Source organism: Stenotrophomonas sp. YJH_SMC_40, from assembly GCF_059368615.1.
In genome coordinates this window covers 79,684-93,998 of sequence record NZ_JCAFRX010000008.1, presented here as the reverse complement: position 1 = coordinate 93,998, position 14,315 = coordinate 79,684, and the positions used below count along the sequence as shown (strand labels likewise).

General features: G+C 65.8%; 16 protein-coding genes. 6 read left to right on the top strand and 10 right to left on the bottom strand.

What is annotated here, in order from left to right; all coding sequences use genetic code 11:
• Window positions 1-4: 4 nt before the first annotated feature.
• From AC5P6X_RS15925 to AC5P6X_RS15905, 5 genes are all read right to left on the bottom strand, one after another.
• The gene (locus AC5P6X_RS15925) at window positions 5-1,348 is read right to left on the bottom strand and encodes an LLM class flavin-dependent oxidoreductase (RefSeq protein ID WP_329756750.1); all 1,344 of its coding nucleotides are present in this window, start codon (window positions 1,346-1,348) and stop codon (window positions 5-7) included.
• Between the two features lie 18 nt (window positions 1,349-1,366).
• Window positions 1,367-2,344 carry an MsnO8 family LLM class oxidoreductase gene (locus AC5P6X_RS15920; protein ID WP_329756748.1) on the bottom strand — a complete coding sequence of 326 codons (978 nt, stop codon included), beginning with the start codon at window positions 2,342-2,344 and terminating at the stop codon, window positions 1,367-1,369.
• 14 nt (window positions 2,345-2,358) lie between these two features.
• Window positions 2,359-2,721, bottom strand: coding sequence for a DUF3088 family protein (locus tag AC5P6X_RS15915; RefSeq protein ID WP_005409341.1), 363 nt, complete (start codon window positions 2,719-2,721; stop codon window positions 2,359-2,361).
• Window positions 2,722-2,878: 157 nt separating this feature from the next.
• Window positions 2,879-3,460, bottom strand: a complete 582-nt coding sequence (msuE, locus tag AC5P6X_RS15910) for an FMN reductase (RefSeq protein WP_329756746.1) — start codon at window positions 3,458-3,460, stop codon at window positions 2,879-2,881.
• Window positions 3,461-3,512: 52 nt separating this feature from the next.
• On the bottom strand, window positions 3,513-6,089 hold the full coding sequence (locus tag AC5P6X_RS15905; protein WP_329756744.1) for a TonB-dependent receptor plug domain-containing protein: 2,577 nt from the start codon (window positions 6,087-6,089) through the stop codon (window positions 3,513-3,515).
• Window positions 6,090-6,491: 402 nt separating this feature from the next.
• Between AC5P6X_RS15905 and ftrA the strand changes: the two genes are divergently transcribed.
• From ftrA to AC5P6X_RS15890, 3 genes are all read left to right on the top strand, one after another.
• Window positions 6,492-7,493: a transcriptional regulator FtrA gene (gene ftrA, locus AC5P6X_RS15900; RefSeq protein WP_187757326.1), complete on the top strand. Its 1,002-nt coding sequence runs from the start codon at window positions 6,492-6,494 to the stop codon at window positions 7,491-7,493.
• Window positions 7,494-7,588: 95 nt separating this feature from the next.
• A complete protein-coding gene (locus tag AC5P6X_RS15895; protein WP_032965809.1) occupies window positions 7,589-8,023 on the top strand; it encodes a BLUF domain-containing protein in 435 nt (144 codons plus the stop codon).
• Window positions 8,024-8,046: 23 nt separating this feature from the next.
• Entirely contained in the window at window positions 8,047-8,598 is a 552-nt protein-coding gene (locus tag AC5P6X_RS15890; protein WP_495215524.1) for a chemotaxis protein CheW, read from the top strand.
• 11 nt (window positions 8,599-8,609) lie between these two features.
• Here the strand turns inward: AC5P6X_RS15890 and AC5P6X_RS15885 are convergent, their stop codons facing one another.
• The 4 genes from AC5P6X_RS15885 to AC5P6X_RS15870 form a co-directional block, all read right to left on the bottom strand.
• A complete protein-coding gene (locus AC5P6X_RS15885; RefSeq protein ID WP_005413048.1) occupies window positions 8,610-9,110 on the bottom strand; it encodes a hypothetical protein in 501 nt (166 codons plus the stop codon).
• A 92-nt stretch (window positions 9,111-9,202) separates the two neighbouring features.
• Window positions 9,203-9,790: a TetR/AcrR family transcriptional regulator gene (locus AC5P6X_RS15880; RefSeq protein ID WP_024958136.1), complete on the bottom strand. Its 588-nt coding sequence runs from the start codon at window positions 9,788-9,790 to the stop codon at window positions 9,203-9,205.
• A gap of 86 nt (window positions 9,791-9,876) precedes the next feature.
• Entirely contained in the window at window positions 9,877-11,646 is a 1,770-nt protein-coding gene (locus tag AC5P6X_RS15875; RefSeq protein WP_495215522.1) for an oleate hydratase, read from the bottom strand.
• Window positions 11,647-11,740: 94 nt separating this feature from the next.
• Window positions 11,741-12,265 (bottom strand): GNAT family N-acetyltransferase, encoded by a 525-nt coding sequence (locus AC5P6X_RS15870; RefSeq protein ID WP_088435956.1) that lies wholly within the window; start codon window positions 12,263-12,265, stop codon window positions 11,741-11,743.
• Window positions 12,266-12,430: 165 nt separating this feature from the next.
• Here AC5P6X_RS15870 and AC5P6X_RS15865 point away from each other — a divergent pair, with 165 nt between their 5' ends.
• Genes AC5P6X_RS15865 through AC5P6X_RS15855 form a run of 3 tightly spaced genes read left to right on the top strand, consistent with a single transcriptional unit; the run spans window position 12,431 to window position 13,690 of the window.
• On the top strand, window positions 12,431-12,886 hold the full coding sequence (locus tag AC5P6X_RS15865; RefSeq protein WP_108270131.1) for an SRPBCC family protein: 456 nt from the start codon (window positions 12,431-12,433) through the stop codon (window positions 12,884-12,886).
• Between the two features lie 10 nt (window positions 12,887-12,896).
• Entirely contained in the window at window positions 12,897-13,229 is a 333-nt protein-coding gene (locus AC5P6X_RS15860) for an ArsR/SmtB family transcription factor (RefSeq protein ID WP_005409330.1), read from the top strand.
• A 2-nt stretch (window positions 13,230-13,231) separates the two neighbouring features.
• Window positions 13,232-13,690, top strand: coding sequence for an SRPBCC family protein (locus AC5P6X_RS15855; RefSeq protein WP_108270132.1), 459 nt, complete (start codon window positions 13,232-13,234; stop codon window positions 13,688-13,690).
• Between the two features lie 30 nt (window positions 13,691-13,720).
• Here the strand turns inward: AC5P6X_RS15855 and AC5P6X_RS15850 are convergent, their stop codons facing one another.
• A complete protein-coding gene (locus AC5P6X_RS15850; RefSeq protein WP_227860341.1) occupies window positions 13,721-14,275 on the bottom strand; it encodes a hypothetical protein in 555 nt (184 codons plus the stop codon).
• Between the last annotated feature and the right edge of the window lie 40 nt (window positions 14,276-14,315).

The window sequence follows — 14,315 nt, the reverse complement described above, 5'->3', positions numbered from 1 at the left end:
CGCCCTACCCCGCCTTCCGCGCCGGTTCGGCATCGGTCGAATGGCGGCTGGCCTTGTACGGCAGGCCCAGATACTCACGCAGGGTCTGCCCTTCCAGTTCACGCTGGTGGTAGCCACGGGCCTGCAGGATCGGCAGCACCTGGGTCACGAAATCATCCAGGCCTTCGCGCTGTGCGGCAAAGCCGAGAATGAAGCCGTCGCTGGCACCGGCGTCGAACCAACGGATCAGCTCATCGGCCACGTGCTCCGGCGTGCCGATGAAGTTTGGTCGCGGGCTCACCGCTTCAAGCGCCACCTGGCGCAGGCTCAGCCCCTTCTCACGCGCATCCTGCTTGATTCGGTCGGTGGTGGAACGGAACGAATTGCTGCCGATGTCGCCCAGCTCCGGGAACGGTGCATCCGGGTCGTACTGGCTGAAGTCATGGTGGTCGAAGAAGCGGCCGAGATAGGCCAGCGCATCCTCCAGCGTGGCCAGCGCGGCGATCGCCTGATACTTGGCCTCGGCCTCCTCGGCGGTGCGGCCGACGATGGGGCCGATGCCCGGGAAGATCTTCACGTCATTGCCGCTGCGGCCATGGGCGATCGCCGAGTTCTTCACCTTCTGGGTGAACGCGCGGGTCTCCTCCAGCGATGGCGAATGGGTGAACACCGCATCGGCGTACTTGCCGGCCAGCGCGATGCCATCATCGGAAGAACCCGCTTGGAAAATCACCGGCTGGCCCTGTGGCGAGCGCTGGATGTTGAGCGGGCCTTCCACCTGGAAGAAGCGGCCTTTGTGGTCGAGCCGGCGGAACTTCTCCGGCGCAAAGAACGTGCCGCTGTCGCGCTCGCGCACGAAGGCGTCGTCATCCCACGAATCCCACAGCCCCTGCACCACCTCCAGGTACTCGTCGGCGATCTGGTAGCGCAGCGCATGCTCCGGGTGCGGCCGGCCATAGTTGCGACCCGAACCTTCCAACGGTGAGGTCACCACGTTCCAGCCAGCACGACCGCCACTGAGCAGATCCAGCGAGGCGAACTGGCGGGCGACAGTGAACGGGTCGCTGTACGAGGTCGACAGCGTGCCGGCCAGGCCGATCTTCTTCGTTGCCGTGGCCAGCGCCGACAGCAACGAGATCGGCTCGAAGCGGTTGAGGAAGTGCGGGATCGACTTCTCGTTGATGTACAGGCCGTCGGCCACGAAGCCGAACGCGATGCCGTTGTCCTCGGCAGTGCGCGCGATGTCGATGTAGAACTGCAGGTTGACGCTGGCATCGGCCGGGTTGGACGGGTGCTTCCAGGCATGCATGTGGCTGCCGGGGCCCTGCAGCATGATGCCGAACGGAATGTGGCGCGGGGTGGTGCTCATGGGAATCGCTCCTGCAGGTCAGGCCACCGCCGCGCGCGGCGCGGGCGACAGCAGTTCAAGGGATGTCAGGCGTGCGTCGAGGTCGGCCACCGGCGCATCGAGGATGAATTCACCCACGCCGAAGCGCCGGTGCAGCGCGTCCAGTTCGCCGCGCACGTGCGGCGCATCGCCGGACAACACGCTCGGGCGTGTTTCCTCGATGCGGAAGTCGGCCACGCCCACCTGGCGTGCGTACTCGGCAGCCGCTTCGGGGCTGGGCAGGTTCACCGCCTGCCCGGGACCAAGGTGCAGCTTGTAGACGCGTAGCGCACCGATATGACGCGCTGCGGCTTCGGCAGTCGGCGCGGCGAAGGCCACCGTAGCCAGCAGCGGTGGCTGCGAGGAGACGCTGCGGTAGGCGTGGAACGCGGCCTCGATGTGCTTCGGGTCGCCGTCGAAGTGCGCGGCGTAGACGAAACGCCAGCCCAGCTCGGCCGCCTGCCGTGCACTCTGCGGGCTGGCACCGAGCAGGAAGCGCTCCGGCGCCTGCTGCGGAATCGGCCGCGCCAGCACATCGGCTTCGGCGCCGGACAGATAGCCCTCCAGATCGCGCAGTTGCTGGTCGAAGTCGGCGAACGCCGGCCGCCCCGCTGCCAATGCAGCGGTAGATGCCGGCAGGCCGCCGGGCGCCTTGCCCACGCCCAGATCCACGCGCCCTGGCGCCAACGCCGCCAGCAGGTTGAAGTTCTCCGCCACCTTGTACGGCGCGTAGTGGCGCAGCATCACCCCGCCACTGCCGATGCGGATGCGCCGGGTCTGCGCCAGCACCCAGGCCGCCAGCACTTCCGGTGCGGGGCTGGCCAACGTCGGCGCGGCGTGATGCTCGGCAAACCAGTAGCGGTGATAGCCCAGCTGTTCGGCGCGCTGCGCCAGCTGCAGGCTGTTGCGCAGCGCCTGTTCGGGCGTAGCACCTTCGGCCACCGGACTCTTGTCCAACACGCTGATCTGATAGCTCATGGTCGCGTCCTCGCTCAGGGATGGGCCACGGGGATGCCGAGCAACCCGTTCAGCGCGGCCAGGATCGGTTCGGCACCGGAGATGTACTGGCGGTCCTGGTGCACGCCACTCGCGAGGTCACTGCGCACGCCCTGCGGCAGCACCAGCTTCGGCAGCGACTGGTCCTGCTCGCCGATTTCGGCGATCACCTCCCGGCGCGGCCGTGCGAAACCGATGCGGCGCACGTCCAGCTGCGCGTCCAGGCCGTCGATGCTCGACAGCGCACCTTCCAGCAACAGGCTGTGCCGGCAGAAGAAGCGCTGGCCGGGAATCTGTCCGTCCTCGAACTCACGGTCGAGCAGGAACAGGATGGGCTTGTCGGTTGCGTCCAGACTCACGGGGTCGTCCTCATCGGGGGGCGGCAATGCGATGCCGCTTCGATATCGATGCTAGAGATGACGGCGGTCGGCACGGCGATGCCAGGCGACAATCGGCGGTCAGATCCGGCCACGCAGATGCGCCTTGGCCATAAGCAAAGCGCCGCCGGTTATGCCGTCAGGCGATCCTTCGCAGCGGCGCCGGTACCGCCAGCGCCTGCGAAGCCAGATGCCATGCCGCGCGCTCGGCCGCCAGTGTGATGCGCGCCTGCAAGGCTGCACTGTTGATCTGCTCGCCATCGAAGTCGGCAGGCGTGGCATACACCCCGATCGGCAGCGTGTGCGCCTGCAGGAAACTGAACAACGGCCGCAACTGGTGGTCGATCACCAACGCATGGCGCTCGCTGCCACCGGTCGCCGCCAGCAGCACCGGCGTATCCACCAGCGCTTCCAGACCGATGAAATCGACCAGGTGCTTGAACAGCCCGGGATAGGAACCGCGATACACCGGCGCCGCCACCACCAGCAGACCGGCCGCCTCGATTGCCTGCAGTGCCTGCTCTACGGCTGGCTCCGCTTCATCGCGCGACAGCGACTGCCCCAGCGAACGCGCGATCGGCGCCAGCTCCACCAGCTCCACGCTGGCATGCACCCGCTGCTGCAACGACGCCAACAAGTGCCGCACCAGCAGCAACGTGCGCGACGTCGCCGAGCTGGTCGGTGACCCCACCACTGCCACCACCTTCAATGCAGAAGACATGAAATGCTCCTCGATGATGCCGAACCACGTCCGGCCGCCTTTGGCGTGAACCTCAAAACCGGTAACTGACCCGCCCGTACCAGTACGCGCCGACGTTGCTCAACACGTCGCCGTTGTCCCAGGTCGTCTCGATGCTCGCCACATCGGTGGCACTGCGCGCGTACTCCGGCACCTTGCGCGTGCGCTTGTCGAACACGTTGTTGATGCCCAGCGCCGCACTCCAGCCTGCGCCCAGTTCCACGGCACCGGAGAGATTGGTCACCAGCACCGGCGGCTGCTTGTACTCCACGCCGCTGTTCAGGCGCTTGATCGGGCCGTAGTAGGTGAAGTCGACGTTCGAGCGCCAGCGCCCGTTCTGCCAGCCCAACCCCGCCACCTGCGTGTAGCTGGGTGTACGGAAGCGCAGCGCGTACTCGCTGCTCTTGGTCAACAGGTTGATGTTCGGCAGCCCCTGCAGCGCCGCCGGAATGTCGCTGATCTTCTGGATGGTGGTGCGCCCCACGTTGGCCGCATAGCTCCAGCGCAGCTTGCCCCACGCGGTTTCCTGGTTGGCCTCCAGGGTCAGCTCGACACCGCGTGTGCGGGTATTGCCCACGTTGGTGAAGTAGCTGGCATAGAACGCATCACCCGGCAGGATGCTGATGCCGGCCGAACCCAGCAGAGCATCGATGGTGTTCTTCTGCGCCGCGCTCAGCACCGTGCCGCTGTTGTCGGTGACGCGTGCAGGATCCTGCGCGTTGTAGCCGATCTGGCTGGACTGGCCGAGCTGGCCACGGATGTCGATCTGGTAGGCATCCACGGCCAGGTGGAACGCCGGGCTCGGGTCCCAGGTCACGCCCAGGCTGTAGTTGGTGGCTTTCTCGGGCTTCAGCGGCGTAGCACCCAGCGCAACCGCCGCCGGCGAAGACACCTGCGCCACCAGCGTGGTACCGCACGGGCAGCTGCCGGTGGCCTGGTAGTACTGCGCGCCGAGGCTGGGCGCATGGAAACCATTACTGACCGTCGCGCGTACACCCAACGCGTCGGTGAAGTCGAAGCGCGTGGTCAGGCGGCCGGTGGAGACACTGCCGAAGTCGGAATGGTCTTCCCAGCGCGCCGCCGCATCCAGATACCAGCGCGAGGTGATGTTGGTGGCCGCACCCACGTACACCGCCTTGCTGTTGCGCGTCGCCTTCACCGCGTCCGCAGTGGAATAGCCGACGAAGGCCGCAGCACCAAAGCCGGTGTACGACTCCCACTGCCCTGCCCCACGCTCGTATTGTTCGTGCTGGTACTCGGCGCCCGCGCTCACCTCCAGCGGCGACGCAAACGCCGCCACCTCGAAGCCGCGGCGCAGGTCCAGGTTGGCGATGCCCTGCTGGTAGTCCAGCTTGCCGTCATAGAAGTCAGTGGGTGAACCGGGGTACGGCAGCGAGTAGTTCACCGAGTTGCGCGTATAGGTACGCACCGTGCTGCGGTTGCCGGTCAGGCTGGCGTCGTAGTCCCAGCCTGCGATCTGGCCTTTCACGCCCGCGGTGCCGGTGTACTGCTTCTCCTTGGTTTCCAGCACCGGCAGGAAGCCATCGGGAAACACGTTCAGCACGCCTGGAGCCTTGTAGGTGGTGAAGATGGTCGCCGGCAGGCGGAAGTTCTGGATCGCCTGCGCGGTGCGATCGCTGGCGGTGGCATTGGCGTAGAACTGCGCGCTCTCGCCCAGGCCATGGCCCACGTTCACCGCGAAAGCCTTCAGCGCATACGACGGGGAGCTGAGGATGGTGTTGGCCTCGGCATTGCGGCTGGCTTCGGCCGGGTTCGGCGATGCCCCGGCCGGCAATCGATTATTCGGCCGCAGCGCCACCAGATTGCCGCTACCATCCACCGCCGGGTAGCTCAGGTAGCCATCGATGTAACGGCGGGTACGGATCGCATGATGCTGGCGGGTGGTCTCGCCGGAGAGGTTGACGAAGCCATCGGCACCCCACGGCAGGCCAACGTTGGCACGCACGCTGGTTCGCGAGCCATCGCCATCAATGCTCTGCCCGCTTTCCACGGCGAGCTCGCCACCGTGCGCCTGCGACTTCAGGATCACGTTGACCACACCGGTAATCGCATCGGAGCCATAGATGGCCGACGCACCATCACGCAGCACTTCCACATGGTCGATGGCCGACACCGGAATCAACGCCAGGTCCGCCCACGCATGGCCTGGGAAGCCGCCCCCATTGGCACCGCTCACATAGGCACTGGCATTGCGGCGCTTGCCGTTCACCAGCACCAGCGTGTAGCCGGGCGACAGGTTGCGCAGCTGGTAGCCACGGATCAGGCTCTCCTGGTCGCTCTGGTAGCCACCAATCTGGCTGAGCGACGGCAGTGCGCGCTGCAGTGCTTCCAGCAGGTTGGCCTGGCCGGTGGCGGTGAGGTCTTCGGCGGAGATCACGTCGATCGGCGTGGAACTGTTCTTCACCGTACGCGTACTGGTGCGCGAGCCGGTCACCACCACCGCATCCAGCGTGGACGCGGCCACGTTGGCCGTCGCAGCGGCGGCAGCAGGATCCGCATCGGCTTCAGCCGCATGGCTGGGCGAAGCGGCGAGGATGGCTGTGATCAGAACAGCGAGAGTGCTCAGGACAGGGGTGTGGGCGGCAGGCATGGGGGCTCGTGGGGGTGGGCCGGAAACACGCTTCCATTCAAGGGCCTGTCCGCCCACCGCGACAGGCGCGATCGCGTCACCCAGCCGTAACATCCGGCCACCCACATGACTGCTGGTAATGACGTTAGGCAGCCCTGCGCACCACGCCCATGGGACGGCGAGCGGCGGGTGGCAGGTGGTGGGTGATGGGCGACAAACGACGGGGTAGAGTCGACTGTTAGTCGACTGCTGTTGGCGATACCGCCTGGAAGCCCGCGCTGCGCGCGATGGTCGACTAACAGTCGACTCTACCCCGTCGGGTGCCCCAGGCCAGACGAATGCCCCCGTGCACATGCTCCACAGGCATCACCTCATGCCCTCGCACCACGCAACGCCCCGCATCTGCACCCGTAGCATCAAGCCATGCCCAGCCCACCCGCCGATCCCAGCGCACCGCTCGTCGCCATCGTTGCCTGCCACGGCCAAGGGCTGTTCGAGTTCGGCTGTGCGGTTGGCCTGTTCGCGCCGGTGCGGCCGGAACTCGGCGTGGCCTGGTATCGCACCCAGCTGTGCGCGGGTGAACCCGGTGCGCTGCGCATGCTTGGCGGAACGCAGGTGCAGCTTCCCTACGACCTCAGCACAGTTGATGACGCCGACATCATCGTCATTCCCGGTTGGCGCGAGCCCAGCGAGCGCCCACCGCAGGCACTGCTCGATGCACTGGTCCGTGCCCACGCACGCGGCGCGCGCATCGCCTCGATCTGCTCCGGTGCCTTCGTGCTGGCCTGGGCCGGGCTGCTCGATGGCCGCCAGGCCACCACCCACTGGCGCCTCACCGAAGCGCTGGCACGCGAGTTCCCACACATCGATGTGCGGGAGGATGCGCTGTACGTGGATACCGGCAGCATCATCACCTCGGCCGGCTCGGCCACCGGCATGGACATGATGTTGCACATGGTGCGCAAAGATTACGGCGCGCGCGTGGCCAACCTGGTGGCCGAGCGACTGGTACTGGCGCCATGGCGTGATGCCGAACGCAGCCAGCGTGTCAGCCGCGCCATTCCCCATGGCGAGCCCACGCGCCTGGCAAGGCTGATGGAATGGATGCGCCGCAACCTGCGCGAGCCACACTCACTGGGCAGCCTCGCCGAGCAGGCGGCCCTCAGCCAACGCACCCTGCAGCGGCAGTTCCTGGAGGCCACCGGCCTGTCGCCGATCGACTGGCTGATCCGCGAGCGCGTCGCCTACGCCCGCGAGCTGCTGGAAACCACCGATCGGCCGCTGCAGTGGATTGCCGAGCAGGCTGGATTTGGTTCGCAGGAATCGTTCCGTCGGCACTTCCGGGGCCAGGTCGATGCGAGCCCTACCGAGTACCGCAGCCAGCATCGCGGCGGTGTTGGCGCGGATCGGCTGGTGGGCTGCTGATCCAGCTCAGCGCTCTCCAGCGCCACGTGAGAAAAGGCTCACGGCGGACGGTGGAGACCCACGTATAGTGATGGGCGTCACACGAAGCCCCTTCCATGCTCCACGCATTTGCTTACTCCAGCCACATGTCGGCTGGGCTTTCCGATGAAACCCTCCGCCAGATCGTCTCGGACTCTGCCGCGTTCAATCGCCGGGTGGACGTCACCGGAGCGCTGCTCGTCGACGGGCAGCGGTTTTTCCAGTACATCGAAGGCCCGCCCGACGGCCTGGAGGCGGTCAGGCGCCGCATCCACGACAGTCGTTCGCACGCCGCCGTCGCCCCGGTACTGGACATGGCAATCGGCGCACGCGCCGTACCCTACTGGGCGATGACCCGCATCGAGACCGGGCAGATCGTCGTGTCCGGGCTGGTCAATGCGCGATGGGACGAATTTGGCCATTCCGTTCCAGGCATGGATCAGCTCGTTGGCCTGCTGCGTCCGCATTTCCCACGCATCGGCACCGTCGAGCCGCCACGCGCCCCCGCCTGATACACACTGAACCGTCGCCTTGCGTGCGCCTGCCGACGCGGCCGTGCGTTACGTTCGGGCGTCATCATCAGGATCCTCCTTCCCGCTGTCTTCGCCACGCCCATCGCATGCCAGTACCCGCCCCACCTGCAACGAAAACACGCGCATCGCCCGCCGACCTGTTCGAGATCGTCATCGTGCGTGCAGGCACCGCCCTGTTCGCGATCGACATCCAGGCTGCCGTCGAAATTCGCGGCCTGGAGGCATTCGGCCCTGCAGACCGCAACGGCAGGCCGACCCTGGAAGTCCGTGGGCAGCCATTACCCGTGGTCGACCTGCGCCGCATGAGCGGCCAAGCGGCATTCGACGGTGACAGCCCGGCCATGCTGTTGATCAATGCCGGTACCGCAACGCTGGCGCTGGCCGTGGATGAGGTGCTGGAGATTGAGACACCGGACGCGAGCGCACGCGTCCCCGAGCGTGCCGCAGGCCGATCGTTCGGCTTCTGCAGCCGGCACATTCAACTTGACCCGGCGCGCTCGGCTGCACTGATCGAACCGGTGGCACTGCTGGGCGCACTTGCCGCGCCGGAGTGACCGGCGGCGTCTCAGGATCGTCCTGCCAAGGCACGGTTTCGCAGCCTCCAGCACTGCGCGGCCACGCCGATCACGAACACCACCAGGCAGACCAGCAGCGTGTGCAACACCACCGGGGCCATCGGCGCGGCAGCAATCGGATGCGCTGCCGGCACGCGGGTCAGCGTTTCGTTGACGCCGGGCACCAACGACAGCAGGAAGCTGAAAGACAGCGCAAACGTCGATGCATAAGGTGCTGCGCGCCCCAGCCAGCGCAGCCGCGCGGCCAGCACGCCGCCGAATGCCACCAGCAGCACGATCACCCCGAATGCGTGGCCGGGGTTGATCCCGCCCGTGCTGGACACGGTGAACGAGGTGGCCACCGACAGCACCAGCCCCACCAGGTACAGCTTGCCCGCGCGCGTGGCGGGATCGATTGCGCGATGGCGAATGAAGGCATACAGGCCACTCAACACCGGGATCAGGCTGACAGCGGTATGGATCACGCCAAGCGTGGACAGAGGGTGGGACATGGGACATCTCCAGGGATAGAATGAACCTACTAGTAGGTAGGCATTGGACTCAAAAAGAAGGCCCGCGTCGCCGCAGGCCCACCACACATCTCTCAGAGCGCCGCACTCACCCGCGCGATCGCCAACCGTGCCAGTGCCGCGAAGGTCGCCGCGTCACCAAAACCGCGCGCGGCCAGCATCGCGCCGTGCACCGAGGACATGAACGCCCTGGCCTCGTCCGCAGGGGAACCCTGCAGGCGCAACTGGCCCAGCGCCGCGCCCTTCTCCAGCGTCACCGTCAGCCACCCGCTTAGATCCTCGAAATGCCCGCGCACTTCATCGGCAATCTCCGCAGGGATCATCGGCGCCTCCGCTGCCAGCATCGCGCAGATGCAGAACGACGACGTCCCCCCTGCAATGCAGCTGGACCAGTACTCCACATAGGCGTTGAGCTCCTGCAGCGGGTCGTCCAGCTGCCGGTCCAGCAGCGCCAGGCCTTCGCGCGCCTCGGCCCGGTACAGTTCAACCACCGTGCGCACCAGGTCCGCCTTGCTGGGGAAGTGGTGATGGATGCTGGCCTTGCTGATGTTCACCCGCGCGGACACGTCGGCGTAGCTGAAACCGTTGTAGCCACCGGCCTCCAGCAGCGAACGGGCATGGGTCAGGATCTCCTGGGCCTTGGGCGAGAGCGACTCTTTCATGTCGCCAACCTACTAGTAGGTTGAAACGCTGTCAACTACCCGCTGCCGGGCTCGCCGGGCATGGCCCGGCGCTACCCACGCCCCGCTCAGTCCCCCTGCACCAGCTTGAACTCGCGCAGCAGACCACCGATCTGGGTCTTGTCCAGCTTGTTCATCAGCAGGTTGCGCAGGAACGCTGGCCCGGGAATGTCCAGTTCCTTGCCATCACGCAGGCGCCCGGTCGCGGCCAGCAGCGAGCGCACGTCATACGTGGAATTGAACACCTCCGGCACGCCACGCTCGATCCCCAGCAAGGTGTACACCGCCTCCATCGGCGTGCGCACCGAGTACTCGGTGGTGAAGATGCAGTCGCGCTGCTTCGATTCGGCGAACTGGCCGATGAAAGCGAAGTTCACCGCACCTTCCGGCACCACGTCCGGGCGGTCACCTGCCTGGCGTGGCATGAAGAACGCCGTGATGTACGGCATCATCACCGGCACTGTCTTCGCGCCGGTCGCTGCCAGCTCATCGATCTCTTCCACCGGCACGCCCAGGTGATACAGCCACTCGCGGGTGATCTCCTCGCCGGTGCAGTCCTGCATCGGCTTCTTCACGTAGTCGCCGGGCGTATCCACGAACAATGAATACACCCAGACCACGATCTGGTCCTTGGGCTGGTTCTTGAAATGTGGCTGGCGATTCACCGTCCAGCTCATCAGCCAGCGCGAGTCGCGCACGCTGACGATGCCGCCGGTCACCACTTTGCCGCTGAAGGGATCGCGCTTGGCGATCTTCTGGATGTAGGCCGGAATGCGCGCATCCAGCGTGGTCACCGTTGCCGATTCCCACTTGGTTTCTGGAATGTGCGCGCCGAACACATCCGGACGCCCGAACGCGTCATCCTTCGCGGCAATGCGGCGCCACAGGTCCCAGGCAGGCGCCGGGCCTTCGTTCAGGCGTGCCGCAGTGTGGTGGTCGCCATTATCCGAGTTCTCGGTCAGCGAACCGATGGTCATGAACAGCAGATCATCCGCGCCGAGATCCACGCCACCGGCTACACCGTCATGCATCCAATGGATGCGCGTGGCCTGGTTGCGGTCCGGCTGCAGATCAAAGTCGACGTCGGTCACCTCGGTACCGTACTGGAACACCACGCCCTGGTCCTGCAACCACTTCACCAGCGGCAGCACCAGCGATTCGTACTGGTTGTACTTCGTGAACTTCAGCGCCGAGAAATCCGGCAGGCCGCCGATATGGTGGATGAAGCGATGCAGGTACAGCTTCATCTCCAGCGCCGAATGCCACTCTTCGAACGCGAACATGGTTCGCCAGTACAGCCAGAAGTTGCTGTCCAGGAAATCACGGCCCAGTACTTCGTTGATGCGCTTGTTCTCCATCTCCTGACGGGTGGCCAGGAACAGCGCGATGATGTCCCTCTGTGCCTGCTCGGTCAGCGTGAACAGGCCATCGGTGTGTGCATCCTCGCCGCGATTGATGGTGGCGCGCTGCAGCGAATAGTTCGGGTCGTCCTTGTTCAACCAGTAGAACTCGTCCAGCACGCTGGCATCTTCGATCTCCAGCGACGGTATCGAGCGGAACAGGTCCCACAGGCACTCGAAATGATCTTCCATCTCGCGGCCACCACGGATCACGAAACCCTTTTCCGGCACCTTCAGGCCATCCAGCGCACCGCCAGGAATCTGCTGCTGTTCAAGAATGGTGATGCGTTCACCGGCCATGCGCCCATCGCGCACCAGGAACGCGGCGCCGGCCAGCGAGGCCAGCCCTGAACCGACGAACCATGCGCGCTTGCCATCGACACCGGCGGGCTTGCGCGGGCGCGCAAAGGCTTCGTAGTTGCCACTGCTGTAGTACATGCGCTGCTCCTTCCTGGAGGGGGTGACCCCACTCTAGCGCCGAACCGATGTACCGATTCCTGCATGCATGCTGCGACCGAATGACGCAGCGGCGTCAGAGCTGGCGGCCCAGCAGCATGCCTGGCCAGCCGTCCACGTTGAACGGCGCAATTCGCGTGTAGCCGCAGGACTCGTAGAAGCGCACCAGATCACCGCTGCCTCCGCCATAGCAGTCCACGCGCAGATGGTCGAGGCCGGCAGCGCGCGCCTGCTCATCGGCAAACGCCATCAGGCGACGGCCAATGCCGCGCACGCGCGCATCACGCGAGGCCACCAATACCCGCACGTACAGCTCCGGCCCATCGGGCGCCGGCACATAGGGCATCGACTCGCCCAGCGCCAGGAACGCACGCGCCTCACCCTGCTCGTTCTGCGCCACCCATGCGCCAGGCAGCGCGCACGCATCGGTCACCTGGGTGACCCGGCGCGGCACCGTGGACCACGGCTCGCTGCCCCATTGCTGCAGATTGCCAATGGACACGAACCATTCAATCACCTCATCGAACAGCGCCAGCACCGCAGGGGCATCTGCCGCACTGGCGCGGCGGATGGTCAAGGTGTCCTCTCCTGTTTCAGTCATGCACGTACTCCTGTCAACGCGTCAATCAGCTGTCACGAGGATGCCGGCCAGCGGCCGGCACTACCAGGGTCGGAAGTCCCTGGGTCGGATTTGACATGCAGGCAGTTACCTGCATATAGTCCATCCCAAGGGCGGCGCCTGCCGGCCCATCGCGAGGAACCTGCAATGGTGGATATCGCACACAGGGTCGGCATCAAGGCCCCTGCAAGCCAGGTGTACCAGGCCCTGGCCACCCCCGAAGGCGTCGCCGCCTGGTGGGCCGAAGACACCCGGGGCGACCGCGAGACCGGCGGCACGGTCAAGGTCCGTTTCACCAACAACGGCCAGGAAATCGGCGCCATGGAAATGCAGCTGGAACAGCTCATTCCATGCGAGTTGGTGCTCTGGAAGTTCCTGGCCGGCCCCGCCGAATGGATCGGCACCCACGCGCGCTTCGCACTGAAGCAGGAAGGCGACTACTGCATCGTGCTGTTCACCCACGAAGGCTGGAAGGAACGTGTCGAGTTCACCTCCCACTGCAGCACCAAGTGGGCGGTGTTCCTGATGAGCCTGAAGGCACTGCTGGAAACTGGCAAGGGCCAGCCCAACCCACACGACGTCAGGATCGACAACTGGAATTGAAGACATCCCCATGGCGGTAGACAACGTGCGCGACGCAGACAAGGTGTTCAAGGCGCTGGCCGATCCCACGCGCCGCACGCTGCTGGATCTGCTCTGCGAGGACAACGGCCAGACCCTGGGCCAGCTGTGCGAGCACCTGGACATGGCCCGGCAATCGGTCACCCAGCACCTGGGCCTGCTGGAAGACGCCAACCTCATCAGCACGGTGCGTCGGGGCCGCGAGAAGCTGCACTTCATCAACCCGGTGCCGCTGCATGAAGTCTACGAGCGCTGGGTACGCAAGTTCGAGCAGCAGCGCCTGAGCCTGCTGCATGACCTGAAACGCGAACTGGAAGGAGAATGACGATGTCTGCAGAGTCAACCCGCTTCATCCACGTGATCTACATCGCGTCCACGCCACAGAAGGTGTTCGAGGCCATCACCCGCCCCGAGATCGCCCGCCGCTACTGGGGCCACGAGAACGTCTCGGACTGGAAACCCGGCTCGCTCTGGCAGCACGTGCGCGCCAACGAAACGCGCTCGGTCGAGCTGGTCGGCGAGGTGGTGGAAAGCACCCCGCCCTCGCGGCTGGTCATCACCTGGGCCGCCGCCTCGCAGGCCGACAACCCGGATGCCTACAGCCGCGTCACCTTCGACATCGTGCCCTATCAGGACATGGTGCGGCTGACGGTTACCCATGAGGAGCTGGAACCGGACAGCGGCATGGATACCGGCATCCGCCAGGGCTGGCCGATCGTGCTGTCGAGCCTGAAGTCGCTGCTGGAAACCGGCAAGGGGTTGGATGTGTTCGCGAAGCCGAGTTGACGCGGTGCTGGCGCGTGGCCACCCACGCGCCTACAGCGCCACGCTGCCAATCAAGCGGCACAGGAACGCCGTCGCGGCAAACGCGGCCGCAAACGAAAACAGCCAGTGGCTCTCCGCTGAAAGCAGCCGCTTGCCCACCACGTCCAGCAACCCGGCATCGCGGAGCCGGAACTGGCGGCGAAGCAGCAGCATGCACACCCCCATCAGCGTGAGCAGCGGCAGCCACGCGAATACCAGCATGGTCAAACTGCCCGCAGACGCGCGGCCCGCACTGTAACGGCCGATGAAGGCACTGAAAGCCGCCTGGTTGTCGTGCGGCAGGAAGACGAGCAGCAACGTCGCAATACCCAGCACGTACAGCACCGCATGCCGCAGCCGCCAGGACCATGGCCACTTGATGGCCGGTACCGGCGCTGCATCCTCCGCTCCGAACCGGAAGGCCAACCGATCGCGCCCCTGCGCGCTACTTCGGAAGCCGCGCAGGAAGCCATAGTGCAGCGCCGGCAGCAGTACCAACGACAGCAGCAGCACGAAGGCGGCATTCAACGCCATCGCAGCGCCATCCTCGTTGTCGCCCAGCAGCATTGCCAAGCCGAACCAACCGGCGAAGAACGCACCCAACCCG